Below are 21,967 nucleotides of genomic sequence, written 5' to 3'. Positions count from 1 at the left end.
GGATCACCATATAAAAAATATATAAATTATATGATAATCATTCGATATCGAGATCATTAAGGCGTGATATTGCATGGATATTCGACAGCTCAAGGTGTTCACCGCGGTGGTAGATTGCGGCAGTTTTACTGCGGCAGCGGAAAAACTGCATGTTGCCCAATCCGCCGTGAGCATTGCTGTTAAAAAACTCGAAACCGACCTAGGGCTGACACTCTTTGATCGGGGCGAACGGCAAATTCGACTTACTGCCGAGGGCGAAGTGCTCAATCAGCAAGCTAGGCACTTACTGGGCGCTTTTGCGCAAACTCAACAGCAGCTGCGCGAACTGAAAGGGGGCGAACAGGGCACAGTGCGCCTGGGTACTTCTGCGATGCTGGGGTCCTATTATCTACCGGATCGTATCGCTGCCTTTCGCGCGCGCTATCCCGGCATTAATTTTCAGGTGAATGGTGAGGGCACGAGTCGCGCTCAGGAGCAGTTGTTAGCAGGCGAAATTGACATGGGCATGATTAACTTGCGCAAGGTGCCTGCGGCTTTGTCGGCATACCCGTTGATTGACGAACCCATTGTGGCTTGTGTCGCCCGCGATCATCCATTGGCGCGGCGCGATACCATCGACTTTGCCACCTTTGCTGCAGAACCCTTGGCGTTGTACGGCGAGGGATACTATTTGCGTGAATTAGTGGACGACCAGTGTCGGCGTCTAGGTGTGGCACCTGTGATCGCATTGGAAACCAATATTCTTCGACTTATGATGGCCATGGTGCTGGCGAAAGAGGCGGTTGGGTTTGCGTTGGCGCGCGTGGCGGCTCAAGAGCCGGGGTTGAAGGCGATACCGTTTGAGCAACCCTTGACGTTACAACTGGGCATTGCGTGGCGCAAAAACAGTTATTTGTCGATTGCGAATAGATTGTTTGCGGATTTTCTGTTGCTGGGAGAGGACGTTGTAGAGCGGTGAGAAAGGCATGGATCGGGTGCCTAGACACCCGATCCATAAAAGGACTTAGGCCTTTGGCTTGCGACCACGCTTGGCGCCAGAAGCTTTCTTAGCTTTTTTGGCTTTCTTAGCGGGCTTAGCTTTTACTACTTTGGCGGGCTTAGCTTTGGCTGCTTTCTTGGCAGGCTTGGCTTTTTTAGCCTTGGCTTTTTCTTTGGCAGCGGCTTTCTTGGCGGCCATTTTTGCTTTAGCGGCGGCTTTCTTAGCCTTGGCTTTTTCTTTAGCAGCGGCTTTCTTAGCGGCCAATTTTGCCTTGGCGGCGGCTTTCTTAGCCTTGGCTTTCTCTTTAGCTTTCAGTGCCTTGGCTTTGGCCTTGGCTTTCAGCGCGTCTTTTTTAGCTTTGGCTTTGGCCTTGGCAGCGTCTTTCTTAGCCTTGGCTTTAGCTTTGGCGGCTGCTTTCTTCTCAGCGGCCTTCTTCTTCTTAGCGATTACGCCTTGCTGCTTGGCATAGGCCTTGTCCAGCTGAGCGGCGATTTTGTTGTCGGCCTTGATTTCTTTCAGGGCAGCTTTGGCGCTAGCAACGGCGCTTTTCGCGTCGGCAGCGGCAGCTTTGGCGGCAGCGGCTTTAGCGGCGGCTTTCTCAACAGCTTTAACAGATGCGGCAGACTTCTTCTTTTTCTTGGCAGCGGCCAGAGCGGAAGCAGCTTTTTTGGCGTCGGCAGCGGCTTTAGTCGCGGCCTTGGTCAGAGTGGCGATTTCTTTGGCGGCGTCAGCTTCTTGCTTTACGCGTGCTTTGGCCAGTTCGGCCTGAACTTTGGCAAGTTCTTTTTGTAGTTCTGCAACTGGGTTAGCAGCTTTGGTTTTACGTGCAGCCATGGTGTGTTTCCTTGGTTGTTTTTGTGAAAAATTTGCCAGCTGTTAGCTAAAAATAATTAGGCGTGTATAAGTTAAGCAATTGTGGTGAAAATTCAAGCAAATTACAAAAAAAAACAGACCAAAAACGAGCTTTTTTGTAAAAAAAAGCAAAAAAATATCGAATTAAGTGCCGTTAACCCCTTGGCGGTGCCCATTCCACTTTTTTGATAAGAAATTTGGTTGGTTTTTTGTGCGAGCCAGACGGGGTGAAAATGAAATAATTATTGCTCGCTAACGGGGCACTACTAAATTGTGGCAGGGGTAGTTTTGGGGGCGGATCGCCACTTTATTGAGGCGTGCTCAGACCTGATTTTCGAATTATAGAATCAATTTCTAACCTGTCGAGATTCCATACACATCGGCGCATACCTCGCTGCGTCCTGTGCCATCCAATAAAAAATCAAAAAGCAATGTTATTGAATGTTTGATTGAGTGAAAAGCGCATAGCTGTATATAATCACAGTGATTGAGGGCTAGCCAAGATGCGCAAAATTATTCACGTTGATGCGGATTGTTTTTACGCTGCTATAGAAATGCGCGATAACCCAGCCCTGCGCGATAAAGCCATTGCGGTGGGCGGTGATCCAGGCCGCCGCGGTGTTATTTCTACTTGTAATTATGCTGCGCGCGCCTTTGGCGTGCGTTCTGCGATGCCCAGCAAGACGGCAGTGCGTTTATGCCCGCAATTGCAACTTTTACCTCACCGTTTTGAAGCGTATCGGGAAGCATCCCAAGCGATGCGGTCGATTTTTTTACGCTATTCGGAAGTGATTGAGCCGCTGTCATTGGATGAAGCCTTTATAGATGTTTCTGAATGTGACCAATTTAGCGGCAGCGCGACACGTATCGCCGAGGCGATACGCGCTGAGGTCAAACGCGTGGTGGGCATTACGGTATCGGCAGGCGTTGCACCCAATAAATTTTTAGCTAAGGTCGCCAGCGATTGGCGCAAGCCCGATGGCTTGTTTGTGGTAGCACCTGCTGAGGTGCCGGCGTTTGTCTCGACTTTGCCCGTTGGAAAAATCTTTGGAGTGGGCAAGGTGACTGCGGCGCGCATGCATTCACTGGGCATCTCAACCTGCGGCGATTTACAGCAGTGGACGGAATTGGCATTGGCAGAGCAGTTTGGCAGCTTTGGGCGCCGGCTTTATTCCCTGTGTCGCGGTGAAGATGATCGCTTGGTCAAACCCCACAGAATTCGAAAATCCTTGAGTGTAGAGCACACCTATTCAGATGATTTGCAGGGTGAGGGGAATTGCTTGGCAAAGTTGCCGGCCTTGGTGGCAGAGTTGACCGATCGACTCGGGAAGTTGAGTGCCAGCTATCGACCCAATAAGGCGTTCGTTAAAATTAAGTTTGCAGATTTTACGGCCACCACCTTGGAGCGCGCGGCGCAATCCTTTGACGAGACAACATTTCAACCTTTGTTATCCGAGGCATTGACGCGTGGCAAGCCAGCTGTGCGCCTGCTTGGCGTGGGCGTGCGTTTTGCTCAGGTAGATTCCAACTCGACAGAACAACTCGATCTGTTTGAGTTTCCGACGGCATGACGAAGTGAGTCTGTGTCAATGCCTTCATGGGACTGTTATTGCTTCTATATATAGAAGCAATAATAAGTGCTCACAGAGGGGCTGACTGGGAGGCAGCAGCCCACGATTGCCTCGTTGGTGGAGATGCTGCTAAACGGGGAATTTTTGCGCTTGTCAATCTAGTCATTTCCAGTGTGGTCTATATAATCCCGCGCCTTTGCTTGTTTGACCGAGACAGAGGTAATTGTGTGATTGTTTTTTCCGCCACCCACCAGCCATCGGGGCGCGTATTTGTTGGTAGTTGTCGAGTAGAGTTGGATTTCCATTGGGCCATGCTCGTGACTCAGGCCGATGAAAATGTACCAGGTACATTGTTTGATTGCTTGCGCGCTGACGGCGGGCAAGCATTTGATGTGACTGAGTATGCGCAAGCTGAATCGGCTCGAGAGCTGGCGCAGCTGTGCCGTGAAGCCGTGGAGGAATTCGGTGGCGAGCTGATTAAAGCGGCGCGCCACGAGAAGAAGGCTGCGGTGGATACCCGTGCTCTGGAGACTGAATTAACGCGCGATGCCAGTGTCGATCCCGATGCTGATGACGATGTTGACGGGTGGCTAGAAGATCGCCGCGAGGCAAAAACGCGGGCCGCGAGCAACCCCATTAAAGCGCCCAGTGTCACCGTGGCCGTTGCAAAGCCGGTGCTTAGAAACGCTAGCAGCACAGCAGAAGCTGCAGATATGAAGGCGTTGATGGCGTCTATCGAGGCTCGTCGACTATCACAGCGCAAGAGCAAGCCCACCAAAGCCCCCACTAAGTCGGCCTCACCGGCACTGGCGCGCACGGCAAAATCCGCGGCGGGCGGTAAGCCCGAGAGCGCGGCCGCCCGGGAGCGGCGCATCAAAGCCGCGCTGGCGGAACAAAAGGCCGCGCGCTTGGCCGCTAAAGAGGCGTCTGTGGCGGCTCAGGCCGACGAAATGTCCGCTATTCTTGCGCGCTTGGATGAGCGCGGAAAAGACGCAGAGCGCTACCGCCGTCGTCGCTAGGTGTTATTTGCTCAATAATTCGTCGATTTTGTCTAAAATAAAGGCAGTCGGCACTGTTTTAGGTGGTTTTTGTGCTCCTTGAAACCTATCCGAGCGCCTCTAGTGACTCGAAAGGGTAACTTGGGGCACAATAGGGGCTTGCCTGCGTAGGGGGTTAGTCGGTATCGTACTCGCCCATTGCGCCGCGAGGCCTGTAAAGGCTCGGCGAGACTAGTGGTTATCGGGTTGGCAGCACACGCTGGGCCGGAAGATCGTGGTAATTAGACGCGGCGTGCGCCGTGAGTTGAGGAGAATAAAAAGTGAGTCGTAGAAGAAAGCACGGCGAAGCAGAAGATAATTCAGAAATCGATTTGACGCCCATGCTCGACGTGGTCTTCATCATGCTGATCTTCTTTATCGTAACGGCCTCGTTCGTTAAAGAGAAGGTGATCGATACCACTATTCCACCAAAAAATGAACAGCAAACACCCCCCGATGAAGATAACCCTTCCATCGTGGTCACTATCCGATCCAACGATGAGATCTGGATGGAAGATCGTCGCATTGATGTGCGGGCCGTGCGCGCCAACATTGAGCGCATGCACGCAGAACACCCTAAGGCGGCTGTGGTAGTGCGGGCACATATTAAGTCTACCGCCAAGATGTACATCGCGATTGCCGATGCCGCGCGAGAGGCCGATGTCTTTAACATTGCGCTGGTGCCCTACGAAGAAAAAATCTAAGTAGGTCAGCCATAAAAAAACCCGCGCAAGCGGGTTTTTTTATGGGCGATTAAAGGTCGAGCACGAGGCCCCAAAGATTGTGCGGTTCGGGGACGTCCCAGTCTGTGTAAACGACATCTTCATAGCTATTGTCGATGGCTTCGGCGAGGGCACGAAACGTCGGGCGCCCTGGGTCTGTGAGCACAATGCGCCCCACATCTGCGGCCAGTGCGCGGTCGAGTGCCTGCTCCAGCGGCGCAACCATTTCATCCCAAAAACAAATGTCGGCCCCAATGATGACATCAAAGCCTGCAAGTTCTTTTTCAGTTAAATCTTCAAAGCGCCCGCAGTAGGTGTTCGTGGTCACTTGGTTGCGCTGGGCATGCAACTCCACAAAGGGAAAGACAGATTCGTCGGCATCGAGCGACACAACGTCGGCGTTGAAATGTTTTGCACAGAATATGCCGCCAAGGCCCCAGCCGCAGCCCAATTCCAATACCCGACTGCCCGTTTCGATGGGGAATTCGCGCAAGTAGTCCATGAGTACATAGCTCGATTTCCACAACTTATTGCCGTGCAATTGTGCGACACCCTGCGCCCGTCGCAATCGACGAATATCTTTGTGAGCGCTGGTTAACATCGAAAGGCCGAACGCCTCGCGGGTATTTTTTTCGATCATGTGCGTATCTAATCGCCGGTAGGTTAGCTGTTTTTGCGCGCTTATATTAGCACGGGTAGGGCGTCCTGCAGGTGTGGATAGCGAAAGCCAAACCCCGACGCCAGTAGCCGTGTTGGCCGCGCATTCTGCCCGCCTAAAAGCAAGGTGCTGAGTTCGCCAAACAAAAGTTTCACCAGGGGCGCCGGTAGGTGCATAAACGCCGGTCTGCGCAGGTGGTGAGCCAAGCTGCGGGTAAATTCTGCATTGGTCACGGGGTTAGGGGCACACAGGTTGTAGGCACCAATTGCCGCGGGAGATTCGGCCAAATGCAGCAGTGCGCGGACATAGTCATCGATGTGTATCCACGGCATGTATTGTGTTCCTCCGCCCAATCGGCCGCCCAACCCTAGGCGAAACGCCGGCCGCAATTGACTCAGCAAACCGCCGTTGCCGAGTACTAGGCCCGTGCGGAGCAAAAGGGTGCGGCAATTGTGTGCACCGAGTGCGGTTTTTTCCCACTGCATACACAGGTTGGCAGCGAAGTCGGGAGTTGTGGGTAGCGGGGTCTGTTCATCGATGATATTAGCGCCTTGGTCACCATAGATACCGAGCGCCGAGCCCGACAAAAAAACCAGCTCTGCATTGTCTTGAGTTTCGATCCAAGCCGCCAGCGAACGAGTGATACGCAAACGTGACGCAAGTAATTGGCGTTTGCGGCGCGAGCTCCAACGTTGCGTCGCCACGGGCTCGCCAGCGAGGTTGACGACCCAGTCGATGCTGGGCAGTTCGTACAACTGACTGGCCTCGGTAATGACCCCAACGCTGTTGCCAAACAGTTTGCGCACTTTGGCTTTATCGCGCGCCCACAGAGTCATGTCATGGCCGGCCCACAGGCCAGCATTGACTAGGGCATAGCCGATTAAACCGGTGCCACCTGTTACGAGTATCTGCATGGCACAATCCTCCAGCGCTTTAAAGGGATACGAGCGCCGGCCAGACTCAGATCAGCCTGCGGCTGCAATTCGCGCTATGCTGGGTGCCTGAACGATGATCTAGCTCGCAATCAAGCACTGCTTGGTGGCGGCCACTCCCAACAACGATGAAGGAGATACCGATGACTATTCAACAGGGTGATCAACTACCCGATGCCGAATTGCGCATGATGGGGACAGAGGGCATGCAGACGGTGTCTGCTCAGGCATTTTTAGGACAGGGGCGGGTGGCGCTATTTGCCGTGCCGGGTGCGTTTACCCCGACCTGTTCAAAAGCCCACTTGCCCGGGTTTGTGGTGTTGTCCGATAAACTCAAAGCGGCGGGCGTCGATAAAATTGCCTGCGTTAGCGTAAATGATGCATTTGTTATGGATGCTTGGGGGAAGTCTGCCAACGCCGACGGTGTCATCCACATGCTCGCAGACGGCAATGGGGATTTTACCCGCGCGCTCGGGCTGGAACTCGACGCCCGTGGCGGAGGCATGGGCATGCGTAGCCAACGCTACAGTATGTTGCTTGAGGATGGGCGCATTGCGCTGTTAAACGTAGAGGCGCCCAAGGCCTTTGAAGTCTCGACCGCCGAATATATGTTGAATCAATTGCAGCAGCGTTAATCCGCGGGCGGCGTATCGAGGGGGCTTTGGCACTGCCAGCAACGCTCAAAGTTTGAGGGGTTGCTGGCAGCGCACATCGTGCAGTTATGTTCGGGCCCGTCACTGTGCTTTTCGTCGTTGAGGTCGGCCAGGATCTTGCTGGCTTTTTGGTAACTGACCTGATCCGCAACCCAGAGCTCCGGCCAGCAATCGATAAAAGATAAGTCGCCCAGCGCGCCGCCGGCATATTCATTGCGAACAAACGTTTCGATGCCCGCAAAATCCAATTGATTGCGGGCATGCTGGAGCCAGAACATATCGGGTGCTGTGTAGACGCGAATCATGGCAGTGCCCTAGCCGATTGCGGTGGATAAATAACGCTAAGAGAACGTCACCTTTTTGCTCGTCGGACGTGTGCGACGCGCGCTTGCTTGATGCCTGTTGCTGGTCGCCTTGGTGTAAATGACAGCGTATTGGAAAGTTAAAAAGAAATGGCTTAGCGTGCAGTATAGAAGTATTTTTACGGGGTGTTGTATTTTGGGGCAGGTGTTAGCTGCCCCAAAATTTTTCGCTCAATCGAACTACGCAGTGTGCTAGATCGCTAACGCGTTTTGCATTGTAAGTAAAAGGTATTCCAATTAGATCCGCCATCAACCCGGTGGTAGGCATCGGACTGGCCAAAAATACCTGAGCGGTGGTGGATGCTATACCCCACGTAGCAGTGTTTGGCCGAGGGCGAATTAAACAGGTCGCCGACATTGACATCCCAGCTGTAGTCCAGATATTGGAGAATGCGCGAGTCATTTAAGTTTTTGCGCATTACGTTGTCTCGTTCTTGCCAGGGCACCTGTTCGCCGTATGAAAACCCGTAGCCAAAGCCTACCCGGGTTTCGACGATGTGCGACCACGGAAAGCGATTGTAGTAACCCTTCAGAGCAATCACGTACTCGTTGAAGTCATCTTTTTCGCCGCGCTCAAAGTGGCGTACCAATCCGCCGGTTATGTGAACGTCAACCGGCATATTCCACGCTTCGTCATTAATTTTTTTGCTGAGGAAGGCGCTTACCATCGCCGTGTTGCGCGTATCAACGGCCATGTTGTTGAGGTAGATCATTTCGATGAAATTACCATCTGTCCAGTAGCCACCTGCAACGCGCCACTCCCATTCACCTTTTAGCCAAGCGCTGTCGCTGGCGCTATTGATCGCTTGCGCGGCGGGATTGTTGATGAATTCATAGCGGTAGTTAAGGCTCAGTTCGGTGCGCTGATCAGAGTCCACAATGGGGCTGTCAGCAATGGTATCGCTCAGGCGTGTATGGCTGACACCGAGGCCCAGTAGGTGCGATCTGCCTAGGCGGGTCCAGGCTTCAATGCCAAAGCGCAGCTGAGTGCTGGCGTCGGCCTCGTACGCTGGGCGATCCGGTTGGGCTTCGGCGCTGCGCACGCCGTAGAAGTAATCGTTAACCTCGGCGTTGTCGTATTCAACGGCCACGCTGGGAATGAGGGTCCAATCCTGCCATTGCCAGTCGGTGCGCCACTCGACATGGGCGCTCCAGCCTTGGTGTCGATTGAGAGTATCGGCACTGGCGCCGATGCGCCACTCACCCACAGCGGTGGGTTGGCTGAGCTCAACGCCGGCTTCCAGTGTGCCGGTTCGGCGCATACCGTCGAGTTCGCTGGCTTGATCCTCGGTGTAGCCCCCGAATCGGTAGCGACTAAAGGCGTCCAGCATTAATCCATCGTTAATCTCGCGCTTCCAGCCGGCGCGCGTGCCCGCTAAGTACCACTGTTCACCCTGATAATAGAGCTCTGGCAGAAAGTCCGCGCGCGCCGATTCGCTAATATAGGGTGAGGTTTGCGCGCGGGCGGTCAAGCCCGCGGCCCAGACCCCTTGGGTGGCATTGGGAGCCGGGTTGGCGAGGGCGGGCAGGGCAGTAATGGCGCAGCTTAAGGCAAGCGCAACAGCGGAGGCTTTCATGGCCGAACAGGTCCTTGGAAATTAGAAAGCGCGCATGATAGCAGAATAGGCCGGCAATGCAGCGGCGGTTTACAGCGCGTGTTTGCGCAGAGCGGATTTGAGCCTGTTTAAACTGATGGGTTTGGTGAGCACGTCGTCCATACCGCCATCCAAGTAGCGTTCGCGATCGGTTTCATAGGCGTTGGCCGTGAGTGCCAGAACGGGCGTGGGGGCCATAGCTTTTTGCTGCTCTATTTCTCGAATGCACTTGAGTGCCCCCATGCCATCGAGCACGGGCATTTCACAATCCATTAAAACGAGATCAAATCGGCGGGGCGTGTTGAGAAATTGCGTGACTGCATCTTCACCGTCGCACGCGAGTGTACAGCGGTGCCCAAGTTTGGCTAGCATGGCGGATACTACGGTTCGATTTACCGAGTTGTCATCCACCGCCAAGATACTCAGTGGGCGTATGCCTAAATGGGGGTCGTCACACTGGGCCACCAGATGTTCCAGTTGCAGGCAATCCAGTAGCAGTGGTTTAAGCAGGGCGCCAAAGGGGGGGCGATCTTTAAAGCCCCGGGTGATGTCACCACGGCTATTAATCCACTCACTGCTTTGGCCGACATCGTACAGTTGCAGTGGTAGGTGGCCGAGGGCGCTATAGGCTCGGGCTAACTCGTCGCTGCGATGGTGGTCACTCACATCAATCACGCACACGCTCATGGCATCGGCTTCAGTCACATCGTCTTCTGCGCGAACTATTCGGCTCGGTAGCCCCCAGTGGTTGCAATAGCGCTGGTAGTCCTCGCGCTGTAGCTCATTTTCAACGCACAGTAAGATCGTGGGTTTGTCTGCGCCAAAGTCGCTTGCTAATTCTTCGCCGCGGGGCAATGGCAGCGAAAGCCGAAACGTTGAGCCGGCGTTGACTTTGCTTTCCGCCACGAGTTCACCATTCATTTGCCGAGCCAACTCACGGCTAATCACCAATCCCAAGCCGGTGCCACCATAGCGGCGATGAATTGAATTGTCGGCCTGCACGTAGGGCTCAAATAGATGTTGGCAAGTGTGTTCATCCATGCCGATGCCGGTATCGGTGCACTCGAAGGTAAGCAGGTCGTTTTGGTAAGTAACATGCAAAGTTACGCCGCCTTGCTCCGTAAACTTGAAGGCGTTACCCACCAAATTGACCAGAATTTGATTGATCCGTGCAGAGTCGCCAACAAAGCCGTCGGGTACTGAGGGCGGCATATCAATGTGCCATTCCAGCTCGCGCTCCGTGGCTTTTTGTACGAATAAATAATAGAGATTGCTCAGCACGCCAGACAGTGAAAACGGCGAAGACTCGATGGACATTTTGCCTGACTCGATGCGCGCATAATCGAGTAAATCGTTGATTAATATCAGTAGCGATTGGCCTGAGCTGTGAATAGCTTGGTTGTATCGCTTTTGCTGCTCGGTGAGCGGTGTGGAGGACAACAACTCGCTCATGCCGAGCACACCGTTCATGGGCGTGCGAATTTCGTGGCTCATTTTGGCGAGGAAATCCGAGCGCGTGCGCGCGCCCACCTCCGTTTCAATGGCATTGCGGACTATGGAGATCACGCCGAGGGCGACGGCCACGGAACTGATCAGCACCACTAGGAGTGTGCTGATAAAGTAGGTTTCAGCGCTGTCGCGTAAGGTGTTCGCTTGCTCGGCAATTTCTGCCTCTAGCGCGCGGGTAAAGTCATAGAGTTTATTACTTGGCTCGCGATCGATGCCGCGCAGCAGGTCGTCCACCAGTTGCCATTGCTGGCCATTGGCGAGGTACACTTCGTAGCCCTGCCGGTACTTGCCCGCCAATTGGCGATGGGCGCGCGCGAAGCGTTGCAGTGCTTGGCGGGTATCGTCCGACAGCTGGGTACTGTTCAATTGATTCATCAAGGCGCGCACCTGCGATTCTCGCTCTACAAATGCAGCCCAATATTTTTCACGTTCGACGGTGTTGTGCCCGCGTAGGAGGGTGTTTTTCCACTCCTGCACCTGATCTTTGAAGGCAATATTGATTTGGTATAAGTCGGATTGCGTGCCAACGCGCGTTTGGAGCACCGAATCGTACCGATCAATAATGCCGTTGAGCGCAAATTGTGCCCCCAGTGCGGTCGCCAGCAGCAGCAGGCCGCCCACCAAAATGGTGAGCGTGGCGCGGGAGCGGGAGTGATGGTGAGGCTCAATCATGCAAAGCTGCCTAACGAGGTTCCGAGTCAGTATAGATGCTTTGCTGTGGACGTGCGGCACGGGCGGTGCCGCATCGGATTAGTCTGATTTAGGGCCGTAGGCGTAGTCGGGCGCCTTGGCCAAAGCCGCGCGATAGGCGGGTCGCGCTTGGCATTGCTGGACAAAGCGATGGATCGCTGGGTAGGTGTTTGGGCTTAAGCCACTGCTTACCTGGGCCTCGAGTGGAAAGCTCATTTGCACATCGGCGCCGGTAATTTTCGGCCCACAAAACCAGGTGTGGTCGGTTAGGTGCGCCTCAATATAATTCAGGTGGGTTTCGATGTTGGGGGCGACAAATCCGGTCAATACCTTGTCGGCGATATTGCGGGCAATGGGCCGAATAAAAAACGGCATCTTGGCCGATTTGAGCCGGCTGAGCACCAGCCGCATAACCAAGGGCGGCATCACCGAGCCCTCGCTGAAGTGGAGCCAAAAACGGTAGTGCCAGTAGTGCTCACTGTCTTCCGCCAACTGCCAGTTGTAGTCGCCAAATCGACTGACTAGGTATTCGATAATGGCACCACTCTCGGCCAGCGTGAGATTGCGCTCACTGTCTTGCAGTACGGGGCTTTTGCCGAGCGGGTGCACGGCTTTGAGGCTATCGGGCGCTAACTGTGTTACGGGATCGCGCTGGTGGTATTGAACGGTGTAGGGTGCCCCAAGTTCTTCGAGTAGCCACAAAATGCGCTGTGAACGGGAGTTGTTGAGGTGGTGTACAGTAATCACGGGACCTTCCTTGTGGCAAACAGTGTGGTGCCAGTATACGTAAGGCTTGGGTGCGCGGATGCGTCAATTGAATGACTTTTTGTGACTTTTGGGTCATTAATGCGCGCTGCGGCGAGCGGGTAACAACATGCAGACTAGAACATGGGCAGGTAACTCGCTATGCGCGACGCCGATGACACAGCACACTTGAGCCAAGCCGTAGGCAGCTGTCAGCTGTGTGCGGGGCAGTTGCCCAATGCGCCAAGGCCCATCGTGCAGCTGGGTTGGCAGGCCCCCATTTTGATTGCGGGGCAGGCGCCGGGTCGTGTCACCCATCGCCAGGGTGTACCGTTTGACGACGCCAGTGGCGCGCGGTTGCGGCAGTGGCTGGGTGTCACCCGTGAGGATTTTTACGATCCGCACCAATTCAGTATTTTACCCATGGGATTTTGTTACCCCGGCACGGGCGCTTCAGGTGATCTGCCGCCTAGACCCGAGTGCGCCAGCCATTGGCGCAGCCGGTTACTGGCGGTTCATACCGGCGTTCAGTTGACGTTAGTTATTGGCCAGTACGCGCAGCGCTGGCATATGGGGCAGCGGCGATCAGTGACCGCGTGGGTGCGCGATTGGCGCCAACGCTGGCCAGCGTGTTTAGCCTTGCCGCATCCAAGTCCCCGCAACAATCGTTGGCTGGCCCGCAACCCGTGGTTTGAAAATGAGGTGCTGCCGGCGTTACAGTGCCGCGTACAATCGCTATTGGAAGCACGTAAATGAAGTTGGAATTAGATTTGCCTGACATGGATGGCCGTTCAGCGACACCAGTGCGCTATGCGGGCTTTTGGGTGCGTTTTGCCACCTTTGTTATCGACTCGCTGTGCGTCGCCTTATTTGTCTCAATCCCGTTGTTTTTTGTGTTTGGTTCGGGACACTGGCAAATGAACATACCGCTTGACGGGCAGTTGCCGAGTCCCGAGCAAGCGCGCGAACTGCTGGCGCAATTGCGTCTGATCATGGCGCAGGTCATCACTGAATATGCGATTTTATTAGTGCTGTATGCCTATTGCTGGGTGAGGTATCTCGGAACGCCGGGGAAGTTGGTGTTGGGCCTACAGGTGGTCGATGCGCGCACATTAGGGCCGCTGTCAGTTAAGCAGTCGATCATTCGTTACTTGGGTTATTTTGTGTCGAGCCTGGCCGGCTGCCTAGGTTTCATATGGGTGGGCATAGATGCGCGCAAGCAAGGTTTCCATGACATGATGGCGCACTCCTACGTGATTTACCGCCGCGACTAGCGCAATGCTTTATAATCCCCACACTTTCACAGGAACAAGGACATTCTGACTGCCATGAACAAATCAATTTTCTCGCTACTATTTTTATGCGCCGCACTCAGTGCCTGTGTCACTAGCCCCACGGGTCGCTCGCAATTGATGCTCATCTCGCCTGAAGCTGCAATCGTCGAGTCGAAAAAAGCGTATTTGGGTACCGTGGCAGACCTGGATAAAAAGAATAAGCTGGTGAGCGATGCCAATACCGTGTCACGGGTGCGGACAATCACCGGCCGGCTTGTGACTGAGGCCGTGGCGCGCTATCCAAACACTCGGGATTGGGAGTGGAGCGTGGCCATTATTGATGACATCGACACCATCAACGCCTGGTGTATGGCCGGTGGCCGCATGGCAATTTACACGGGCATCATCAGCAAGTTGGATTTAACCGATGACGAGTTGGCGCAAATCATGGGCCATGAAATCTCGCACGCATTGGCCAATCACACTGCCGAGCGGATGTCGCGCGCAATGGCCATTAACTTAGGGGTAGTGGCAGCCGGAGTGGCCAGCGATAACAACGCCCTGACGCTCACGGGTGCGGCGCTGGCCGCCAAGTTGGCGCTGGAGTTGCCCAATAGCCGCACCGCGGAATCCGAGGCCGACCGCCTTGGCACCGAGCTGGCAACCCGCGCGGGTTACGATCCCGCCGCCGCCGCCAGTCTGTGGCGCAAAATGGCCAAAGTGGGCGGTAGCGGTGGCCCAGAGTTTCTAAGTACTCACCCTGCACCCGGCAATCGCGAAAAAGAACTCACTAAAATGGTGCCAGAAATGAAGGCGCTCAACCCCAAGGGCAAAAAGTCTGCGATCTACCCGATCACTATTGTTAAATAATCGAAGATAGTGACTTGATAATCTATAAAAAAGCCCAGCGGTGCTGGGCTTTTTTATATCCAACGATTGTACTGCGGCGTTTAGTGGTTAAAGCGATATACCGTAGCATAGAGCACCGGTACCACTATCAGTGTTAGCAGCGTGGCGAAGCCCAGGCCAAACATTATGGTGACTGCCATAGCGACAAAAAACGCATCGGCCAGTAGCGGCGCCATGCCAAGAATTGTGGTGGCGGCGGCCATGGCCACGGGTATCAAGCGACTTACACCCGATTCAATCACTGCATCCACACCGGTTTTACCGTGCCGTAACTCTTCGTCGATTTGATCGACCAAGACAATGGCGTTTTTGATTAACATGCCCGCTAAACTCATGAAGCCGAGGAGGGCCATAAAACCAAAGGGCTGTTGAAATAGCAGCAGCCCCACAGTAACGCCAACAATCGCCAATGGCACTACAAGCCAAATCACAGCCGTTTTCCGCAGTGAATTGAATAGGCACAGCACAATAAATACCATCAACCCAAAAAACAGCGGAATACCTTTCACGATGGCGTTGGCACCTTTAACGGAGTCTTCATTTTCGCCACCCCAGGCCATGAAGTAGCCCGGCCTATCTTTGAGTGGCAGCCGGTCACGGAATTTAATCGGTAACGTATTGGGCGTGTGTTCGATAGTCGCATCGGTAGCGCGGCGCAAGTATTGGTGCACGTCTACCCCGATAGCACGCTCTAAATCGTCCTTGATGTCGGCCAATAATTCCGACGATAACCCCGTGCGCTGATCAAAGTGAATGCGCAACATGCTGACGCGATCCTGACGCCAAATATGGGGATCTTCAAACGCTAAATTGAATTGAGTGACAGCTTGACCGAGGGGCACCATGCGTCCAGCCACGGGGCTCCACAGGGGCACTTGATCTAAATTGTCAAGGCTGCGGCGCTCTGCTTCAGGCGCGCGCGCAATGATCGGCAGCAGCTCGTCGCGCTCTCGGTATACACCGGCGCGCACGCCTTCGACGGCATGGGCGGTTGCCCGCGCGATATCGGGTCGGGTTACGCCCAATTGTCCGGCCATGGTGTCGGAAATTACCGGTCGAAGAATTTGTACCGGTTCACCCCATTCATTGCGAATGCCTTTCACGTTTGGATGTTCGCGCAGGATTGACAGCGCACGATCTGCCAGTTCACGCAGCTGGTGGTGATCTGGCCCGGAGATGCGCAGTTGAATTTTACCGCCGGTGGCGGGGCCGAGCACAAACAAGCGGACATTGACGCGTGCCTCGGGTTGCAAGTTTTCAAGATCTCGCTGGAGCTGACTGCCTAGGCTTTTTAAAATTCTATAGTCTTTGACGTCCACCAGAAGTCGGCCAAAATTACTGTTTGGCAACTCCGGTTGGTAGGTCAATAAAAAGCGCGGGGAGCTTCCGCCAATCTGCGTGGTGATATTGGTAACGCCATCGTAAGCGCGCAGAGCCCGTTCAAAGGCTTTAATTTTTTTATCGACTTCAAGAATGTGAGTGCCATCGGGATACCAAACGTCCACCATAAATTGTGGGCGAGTTGAATCGGGGAAAAAACTCTGTTTAACGAAACCAAAGCCAACCAGTGCCAATAAAAATACGACCAGGGTCACACCTAGCGTCAGCCAGCGGCGGCGTATGGCCGATGTTAAAAATTGGCGATAGCGCAGATAGAAACTGCCTTGATAAGGTTCGTCCGGTGTACCGCCGCCGGACGCTTTTGGTAGAAAGGTTTTACACAGTAAGGGAGTAATGGTTACGGCGGTAAACCAGCTCATAGTTAATGAAATAAGAATGACGCTGAACAGTGAGCGGGTATATTCTCCGGTGGCATCCTTAGATGTGCCAATGGCGGCAAAGGCCGCGATAGCCACGGCCGTGGCGCCCAAGAGCGGCAGTGCCGTTTGAGCAACGACTTTGCGCGCGGCAACTAGCGCATCTTCGCCCTGTTGCATCCGAACGCGCATGCCGTCAGTGACGACGATGGCGTTGTCCACCAACATGCCCAGTGCAATAATTAATGCGCCCAAGGAAATGCGTTCGAGGGTGATGTCGAGCAGGTTCATAAAGATAAACGTACCCGTAATGGTGACAGCCAATACCGTACCAATAATCAAGCCGCTGCGTAGACCCATGAAAAATAGTAGCACCACGACTACGATAACTACCGCTTGGATGAGGCTGAGCAAAAAATTATCGATCGCGTGATTTACGCTATCCGATTGCATCGACACCACGTTCATCTGCATGCCAAGCGGTGTCTGTGGGCGCAACTCTGCAAGCTTAGTGTTCAAGCCTTCACCCATTGTGACGACGTTGCCGCCACTGGCTGTAGAAATTGCTAGGCCGATGGCGGGCTCACCATTGAAGCGCAATAAGTTTGTGGGTGGATCTTGCAGCCCGCGTTGAATGCTCGCTACATCGCCGAGCGCTACCGGCCTGTTGTTGTGCGCTCGCGTGTTTACCAACAGACTGGCAAATTGTTGCTCGGAGGTAAATTCGCCGGTGGGGTTGAGTGCTAGGCGCTGCTCGCCCACTGTCATAAAGCCGGCAGATTCTGCGGTATTTTTTGCGCCCAGTGCGCGATAGATATCGCTTGGTGCTATACCCAGTGCCGCCATCTTGTCACGCTGCATCTCGACATAGATCACTTCTTTTGGTGCACCGTAAAACGTTATCTTTTTAACGTCGGGCACTAGCAGCAGCTCGCGGCGCAAAAATTTTGCAAATTCGTATAGATCCTTTTCCGTGTAGCCGTCACCCGTGAGCGCAAGGTAAACGCCCATGACATCACCAAAGTCGTCGTTGACCATTGATGGTCCCGCGCCGGGCGGTAACTGATGTTGTACGTCGTTCACTTTCCGGCGCAGCTCATCCCACACTTGTGGCAAGCTGTGTTTGTCGTATTGATCTTTGATTTTTACCTTGACGATGGACTTGTCGCGATAGGAGTGCGATTCCACGTAAAACAACTGGCCCATTTGTTGTGCGGCGCGCTCGATGAGATCGCTGACTTCCATTGCTACCTCGGCGGCGCTCGCACCGGGGTAGGGCGTTATGATCATCGCCTCTTTGATGGTAAATTCAGGGTCTTCAAGTCGGCTTAAACCGTTGAACGCCATCATTCCGGCCACTAGCAGTACGAGGGTCGTTACCCAAGTAATCGTGCTGTTTTTAATGGACCATTCGGCGATATTCATCAGTAGCGCACCTCGCGAATGGGCTTGATCTCAAGCCCTTCACTTAGCGCGCTCAGCCCGGCCACTACAATGACGTCGCCCGCTTGCAATCCATTGAGCAGCGTAATGCTGTCGCTACCTGCGGGGTCACCCAAGATAACGGGCTGCCTGTGTACGCGATTATCGGCATCTACTCGCCACACCACATGACTTTGATTTGGCCCAGCGGTGACCGCTTGCAGAGGAATAGTGAGCGTGGTGTTGACTTCTGAGGCTGCTCTTTGTGCGCGCACGCTGGCGGTCATGCCGGGCAACAGGTTGGCGTCCCCTCGCTCTTTGATGCCGAGTACGTATTGAAAGGTTTGAGTTTGAGGGTCTGCCTCAGTGGTAAATTCCTTGATGTAAAGTGGAAATTCACGGCCCGGTAAGGCATCAAAGTGGGCGCTGATATCGACCGCTTTAGGTCGATTGGAGCGCGCCAACAATGATTCGGAAATATTGACGACTATCTCGAGGTTTTCTTTATCTTGTAAGCTGAGTATCGGCTGCTTGGCCTGGACCTCTGCGTAGTTGTCCACATATTTTCGCGCTACCACGCCGCCGAAGGGCGCTATCATTCGGGTGTCGTTGAGCGCTTTTTCTGCGCGATCTAAATTTGAACTGGCGATCTCAAATCCGGCTTTCAATTTGTCAAAATCCATTTTTGATATGAAATCTTTTTCAATGAGCTCCTGCGCGCGTTCATAGTTGGCCTGCGCTTGGTCGCGCTCAGCGCGAGCGGCATCTACATTACTTTGGTAATCGGCGGCTTCCAGTTTTGCCAACACCTGACCGGCGCGCACCATCTGCCCCTCTTTGAGTTCAAAGCTGATCAGTCTGCCGGGCACTTGAAATGCGAGATCGACTCGCTGCGAGGCGCGCACCACACCGGGTAGTTCCCGACTTTGCGTGCTCGGGCTCTGCACTGTGATGACTTTGGCAGGCTGGACGATAGGTGCTGGCGGAGCGGGTTTATCGGTGCACCCCGCTAAAAATGAACAAAAAAAGCAGGCGGCAAGGACGAGGCGCATGGTTGGGCTCCAGCGAGTCAAAGTTGAAAGGATGTTAGCACAGGAGCCTGTATGGCTCTGTGCTCAGCGCCGCGCTAGGCCAAATACTGAGTGGGCGTTTGGCCGAACCAGCGTTTAAAAGCGCGGGTAAAATTACTGTGATCAGAGAATCCTAGCAGGTGAGCCACCTCGGTGAGCGAGCGTCGGCCGTCGCGCAACAAATTGAGCGCGTGATCTCTGCGTACTTGATCCACCATATCGGTAAAGCGAAGTTGACGGGCTTTCAGTTTGCGTTGCAAGTGGCGGGCAGACATATTCAGTTGCCGCGCAATGGCGCCCTGATCAACAGTACCGGTGGCCATTTGGAGGCCAATGGCATTGAGAATTAACCGTTCGAGATCGGGTGAGTGTGGCTGGGTCAGCTGTTGCTGTAATTGTTGTTGCAGTAGTGATTCGTGATTGCGCACCAGCGCTTCGTTGGCGAAGGGTAGCGCGACCTGCGTATCGTGCAATGCGTAAACTTGACGGGCAATGGGGCTGCCGGTTTGCACATCATCGCAGCCGTAGAAGCGGCGATAGGGCCCCAGGTCTGTAGATTCATCGCGGGTTAGGGTGAGCGATCGCAAGGTGAGCTGGCCGGGATAAATTGCGCGCAATAATTGAAATCCCGTGGCCATGCCAAATTCCAAGGATTCGATGCCCGGCAATTCGGGCGTCGCGGGCGTCACGTCCAAAATGAAGGCATCACCCTCAACCCGTGTGGCGATGTGCACTGAATCACTGATAAAGGCAGGGTATTTAAGCAGCAGGGCAATGGCATGCCCCAAGCTTTCAGAGCACATAATGGCGAGCCCGAGTTCACCCCAGCTGGCCGGTTGTGCCGCTTCAGCCGCCAACAGGCCAATGGCGGGTTCGCCGATGGTCTCGGCGGCGCGGCGCCAGGCAAGTGCCGTTTTTTCCACGGGAATACGGCCGCTGGCTTGGCGCTCAATCCCCAGTTCAGCAAGCAGTGCATGGCCGTCGGCGCCAAAGCGATTGAGCAGGTGAGGAATGGGTTTGACCCAATTGCCATAGCTAGAAAATTGCACGTCTGTTCCTAATATATGACTTTAACTTGAGTTTGGGTCACATAGTAGCGACAGCTGGCGCGTGGTAAAAGTGGCAGAACTTATTGGTCAGTTTGCGCCGCCTGCAATAGCGTCAGGGTTTGGGTATCTGGATCGCCCCCGTAAAACTGTGTGAGTAATGCCTCGAATATCGGCACCTGCGGCGCAACATGGTTGAAGAGGGTAAGACACGAATGCAGTTTCAGGTGGTCTGGGCTAGCCAAAATTTCCTGTGCGCTCAGATGCTTATGGGCCTGCAAGGCGGAACAGCAGGTCAACAGCCGCTCGCCCAGTACCGGGTGCGACAAATAGGCTTGCGCGCTATCAGGGCCGTCCAGTGCATAGTAGTTGGCCGTTTCGCTGTGGCCCAAGCCCTTCAGTTGGGGGAAGATAAACCACATCCAATGACTGTGTTTGCGGCCAGCCTGGAGTTCAGCCAATGCCTGTTCATAGGTGGCGGCTTGTGCACTGAGGAAGCGAGCGGCAGATAATGGCACTGTGACACCTCGTCGGATTAATGGATTCGCGGGAAATATTCGCCGAAGAAATTGTAGTAGGCTTGGCAGCCGTTTGGGTGGTCGAGCTGGGCGGTGAGAGGTAAATCCCGGTTTGATTCACTCGCCGGTGACTCTATCTCCCAAGCGCAGCCAATAAAGGCTAGCCGAACACTGAAGGTCAATTGGTCAGCAGCGAGGGCGTGCGGGGCTGAACTGCGATTGCACTGGGACGTGAATTTTGGGGCGCGCGGTGGTACAAGATTTTTTATTGTTATCGTCAGCTTTAGGGGCTAAGTCATGTTGTCAAAAATAATCGCCGTGCTGATATTGAGCTGCTGCAGTTTAAGTCTTAGTGCGCAATCTCTGTACATCCTTCGCCACTTTGAAAAGCAGGCTGATAGCCCCAATCCGGCGCTGACAGAGACGGGCAGCGCCCGTGCCGAGATGTTGGCGGCAATGCTTCAGCGCGAGCCCATTACACATATCTTCACCAGCGACTACCGGCGCACACGGGCCTCGGTGGCACCGCTGGCGCGGGCATTGGGAATCTCAGTGAGCATTTATGATCCCCGTGATTTACCGGCGCTGGCGTCGCAATTGTCTGGGCTTGCTCAGGCCGTTGTGGTGGGCCACAGCAATACGACCCCGCAGCTCGTGCGGTTGTTGGGCGGCACGGCCGAAGACATGGATGAAAGCCGCTATGGTGATTTGTTTGTGATCAGTCAAAGCCAAGGTGTGGTCACTACGACGCGACTAAGCGTGCCGGTGGGCTACGCGCCGGCTGTGCGGCCCTAGTTTTTTTTTGCTTCGCGAACGCGATAAATCAATCGCAGTATTGTGACTTGTGTCATCAACAGCGTGTCATTGGGATTGATTTCCCCGTGCGGATGATTGGAGTACCATAGGCCGCACGAGATAGATGGCTTGCCGACATGGCAGGCCAATTGTTAGTGGGTATTGGAGGTTTATATGAAATTCACACTGATCCACATGGCACTGATCGCCGCGGGCATAAGCCTGTTGTCGGCGTGTGCAGAATTAAAGGACACCGGTAAAACCATCGGCCATGGCACCAAGGATGTCGCCACCGCCATTGGGCACGCGAGCCGCGACACCGTGAAAGCGGTCGGAAGGAATACCAAAAAAGTGGTTGAAGACCTCGCAGAAGAAAGCGAAGAGGCTGCCGAGTAAGTTTCAGATCGTTGATGTAATCCAACGCGGCGCCAGGGCCGCGTTTTTTGTATCTGATGCGCAGTAACACAGGGCGGTGTGCATTGAAGCGCATCTGGAGCAAGACTTACAATTGTATTCCCTGCCCCACTAAGCATCCAATACCTTCCGTTTTAATGGTGTCCAGCACTTCATCCAAGGCCGCTTGATCCGTATCAAACGCATCTTCCCAAGTGGTTGACGTGTTGTATTTATCGACGACCTCCAGCAGCCATTTACCTTCGCCATCCCCGTAGATCTCAACGGAGACAGATTCGCCTTCACTTTCAATTGTTTGGCAGAGCGGTGACATGATTAGTTCTGGTTGTTCATCCATAGTGCTTTCCTCGAAATATCATCTTGTTGTAATCCTACACGCAAGTGGGGTAACGGCAACATAAATTACATCGCTTACCAGCGATCAATACATTGGGGTTTAGCGTTTAGCCAACGCTCAT

22 protein-coding genes are annotated in these 21,967 nt (G+C 54.1%); 10 read left to right on the top strand and 12 right to left on the bottom strand.

The features are described from left to right. The first annotated feature begins 73 nt into the window (after positions 1 to 73). Entirely contained in the window at positions 74 to 958 is an 885-nt protein-coding gene (locus FHS30_RS12855) for a LysR family transcriptional regulator (RefSeq protein WP_183910877.1), read from the top strand. Between the two features lie 45 nt (positions 959 to 1,003). Here FHS30_RS12855 and FHS30_RS12850 read toward each other — a convergent pair whose 3' ends face one another. Then, the gene (locus FHS30_RS12850; protein WP_183910876.1) at positions 1,004 to 1,813 is read right to left on the bottom strand and encodes a hypothetical protein; all 810 of its coding nucleotides are present in this window, start codon (positions 1,811 to 1,813) and stop codon (positions 1,004 to 1,006) included. A 521-nt stretch (positions 1,814 to 2,334) separates the two neighbouring features. Between FHS30_RS12850 and dinB the strand changes: the two genes are divergently transcribed. The 3 genes from dinB (at position 2,335) to FHS30_RS12835 (ending at position 5,143) form a co-directional block, all read left to right on the top strand. After that, complete coding sequence (gene dinB, locus FHS30_RS12845) at positions 2,335 to 3,402, top strand: DNA polymerase IV (RefSeq protein ID WP_183910875.1); 1,068 nt, start codon at positions 2,335 to 2,337, stop codon at positions 3,400 to 3,402. 227 nt (positions 3,403 to 3,629) lie between these two features. Then, positions 3,630 to 4,421 (top strand): hypothetical protein, encoded by a 792-nt coding sequence (locus FHS30_RS12840; protein WP_183910874.1) that lies wholly within the window; start codon positions 3,630 to 3,632, stop codon positions 4,419 to 4,421. 299 nt (positions 4,422 to 4,720) lie between these two features. Then, the gene (locus FHS30_RS12835; RefSeq protein WP_183910873.1) at positions 4,721 to 5,143 is read left to right on the top strand and encodes a biopolymer transporter ExbD; all 423 of its coding nucleotides are present in this window, start codon (positions 4,721 to 4,723) and stop codon (positions 5,141 to 5,143) included. Positions 5,144 to 5,192: 49 nt separating this feature from the next. Here the strand turns inward: FHS30_RS12835 and FHS30_RS12830 are convergent, their stop codons facing one another. Both FHS30_RS12830 and FHS30_RS12825 read right to left on the bottom strand, forming a co-directional pair. Then, positions 5,193 to 5,801 carry a class I SAM-dependent methyltransferase gene (locus FHS30_RS12830; RefSeq protein WP_183910872.1) on the bottom strand — a complete coding sequence of 203 codons (609 nt, stop codon included), beginning with the start codon at positions 5,799 to 5,801 and terminating at the stop codon, positions 5,193 to 5,195. A 41-nt stretch (positions 5,802 to 5,842) separates the two neighbouring features. After that, positions 5,843 to 6,733, bottom strand: a complete 891-nt coding sequence (locus FHS30_RS12825; RefSeq protein ID WP_183910871.1) for a TIGR01777 family oxidoreductase — start codon at positions 6,731 to 6,733, stop codon at positions 5,843 to 5,845. Positions 6,734 to 6,894: 161 nt separating this feature from the next. On the opposite strand from FHS30_RS12825, the gene FHS30_RS12820 reads away from it, so the two are divergent. Further along, on the top strand, positions 6,895 to 7,386 hold the full coding sequence (locus tag FHS30_RS12820; protein WP_183910870.1) for a peroxiredoxin: 492 nt from the start codon (positions 6,895 to 6,897) through the stop codon (positions 7,384 to 7,386). On the opposite strand, the gene FHS30_RS12815 is transcribed toward FHS30_RS12820, so the two are convergent. The 4 genes from FHS30_RS12815 to FHS30_RS17390 form a co-directional block, all read right to left on the bottom strand. Beyond that, positions 7,383 to 7,709: a putative signal transducing protein gene (locus FHS30_RS12815; RefSeq protein ID WP_183910869.1), complete on the bottom strand. Its 327-nt coding sequence runs from the start codon at positions 7,707 to 7,709 to the stop codon at positions 7,383 to 7,385. The two genes, FHS30_RS12820 and FHS30_RS12815, sit on opposite strands and share 4 nt — an antisense overlap. 257 nt (positions 7,710 to 7,966) lie before the next feature. Continuing rightward, positions 7,967 to 9,343, bottom strand: coding sequence for a MipA/OmpV family protein (locus FHS30_RS12810; protein ID WP_183910868.1), 1,377 nt, complete (start codon positions 9,341 to 9,343; stop codon positions 7,967 to 7,969). A gap of 69 nt (positions 9,344 to 9,412) precedes the next feature. Beyond that, positions 9,413 to 11,542: an ATP-binding protein gene (locus FHS30_RS12805; protein ID WP_183910867.1), complete on the bottom strand. Its 2,130-nt coding sequence runs from the start codon at positions 11,540 to 11,542 to the stop codon at positions 9,413 to 9,415. Between the two features lie 78 nt (positions 11,543 to 11,620). Next, positions 11,621 to 12,307: a glutathione S-transferase N-terminal domain-containing protein gene (locus FHS30_RS17390; RefSeq protein WP_183910866.1), complete on the bottom strand. Its 687-nt coding sequence runs from the start codon at positions 12,305 to 12,307 to the stop codon at positions 11,621 to 11,623. Between the two features lie 159 nt (positions 12,308 to 12,466). On the opposite strand from FHS30_RS17390, the gene FHS30_RS12795 reads away from it, so the two are divergent. The 3 genes from FHS30_RS12795 to FHS30_RS12785 are packed head-to-tail and all read left to right on the top strand — an operon-like array spanning position 12,467 to position 14,448. Beyond that, entirely contained in the window at positions 12,467 to 13,060 is a 594-nt protein-coding gene (locus FHS30_RS12795) for a uracil-DNA glycosylase family protein (RefSeq protein WP_183910865.1), read from the top strand. Continuing rightward, positions 13,057 to 13,578, top strand: a complete 522-nt coding sequence (locus FHS30_RS12790; protein WP_183910864.1) for an RDD family protein — start codon at positions 13,057 to 13,059, stop codon at positions 13,576 to 13,578. The genes FHS30_RS12795 and FHS30_RS12790 overlap by 4 nt, the downstream gene beginning before the upstream one ends. Before the next feature lie 54 nt (positions 13,579 to 13,632). Then, on the top strand, positions 13,633 to 14,448 hold the full coding sequence (locus FHS30_RS12785) for a M48 family metallopeptidase (RefSeq protein WP_183910863.1): 816 nt from the start codon (positions 13,633 to 13,635) through the stop codon (positions 14,446 to 14,448). Positions 14,449 to 14,528: 80 nt separating this feature from the next. Here the strand turns inward: FHS30_RS12785 and FHS30_RS12780 are convergent, their stop codons facing one another. From FHS30_RS12780 to FHS30_RS12765, 4 genes are all read right to left on the bottom strand, one after another. After that, positions 14,529 to 17,669: an efflux RND transporter permease subunit gene (locus tag FHS30_RS12780; protein WP_183910862.1), complete on the bottom strand. Its 3,141-nt coding sequence runs from the start codon at positions 17,667 to 17,669 to the stop codon at positions 14,529 to 14,531. Beyond that, positions 17,669 to 18,718 (bottom strand): efflux RND transporter periplasmic adaptor subunit, encoded by a 1,050-nt coding sequence (locus tag FHS30_RS12775; protein WP_183910861.1) that lies wholly within the window; start codon positions 18,716 to 18,718, stop codon positions 17,669 to 17,671. Before FHS30_RS12775 ends, FHS30_RS12780 begins: the two co-directional genes overlap by 1 nt. Positions 18,719 to 18,792: 74 nt before the next feature. Continuing rightward, a complete protein-coding gene (locus tag FHS30_RS12770; RefSeq protein WP_183910860.1) occupies positions 18,793 to 19,785 on the bottom strand; it encodes an AraC family transcriptional regulator ligand-binding domain-containing protein in 993 nt (330 codons plus the stop codon). An 80-nt stretch (positions 19,786 to 19,865) separates the two neighbouring features. Then, complete coding sequence (locus FHS30_RS12765; RefSeq protein WP_183910859.1) at positions 19,866 to 20,300, bottom strand: DUF1810 family protein; 435 nt, start codon at positions 20,298 to 20,300, stop codon at positions 19,866 to 19,868. 297 nt (positions 20,301 to 20,597) lie between these two features. Here FHS30_RS12765 and FHS30_RS12760 point away from each other — a divergent pair, with 297 nt between their 5' ends. Both FHS30_RS12760 and FHS30_RS12755 read left to right on the top strand, forming a co-directional pair. After that, complete coding sequence (locus FHS30_RS12760; protein ID WP_183910858.1) at positions 20,598 to 21,095, top strand: SixA phosphatase family protein; 498 nt, start codon at positions 20,598 to 20,600, stop codon at positions 21,093 to 21,095. Positions 21,096 to 21,269: 174 nt separating this feature from the next. Next, positions 21,270 to 21,491, top strand: coding sequence for a hypothetical protein (locus FHS30_RS12755; protein WP_183910857.1), 222 nt, complete (start codon positions 21,270 to 21,272; stop codon positions 21,489 to 21,491). A gap of 106 nt (positions 21,492 to 21,597) precedes the next feature. Here the strand turns inward: FHS30_RS12755 and FHS30_RS12750 are convergent, their stop codons facing one another. Further along, positions 21,598 to 21,846, bottom strand: a complete 249-nt coding sequence (locus FHS30_RS12750; protein WP_183910856.1) for a hypothetical protein — start codon at positions 21,844 to 21,846, stop codon at positions 21,598 to 21,600. Positions 21,847 to 21,967: the final 121 nt, after the last annotated feature.

This window comes from Simiduia aestuariiviva (assembly GCF_014192475.1).
GTDB classification, from domain to species: domain Bacteria; phylum Pseudomonadota; class Gammaproteobacteria; order Pseudomonadales; family Cellvibrionaceae; genus Simiduia; species Simiduia aestuariiviva.
Note: the sequence above shows the minus strand (reverse complement) of the source record. Positions and strands in the feature narration are given on the sequence as shown.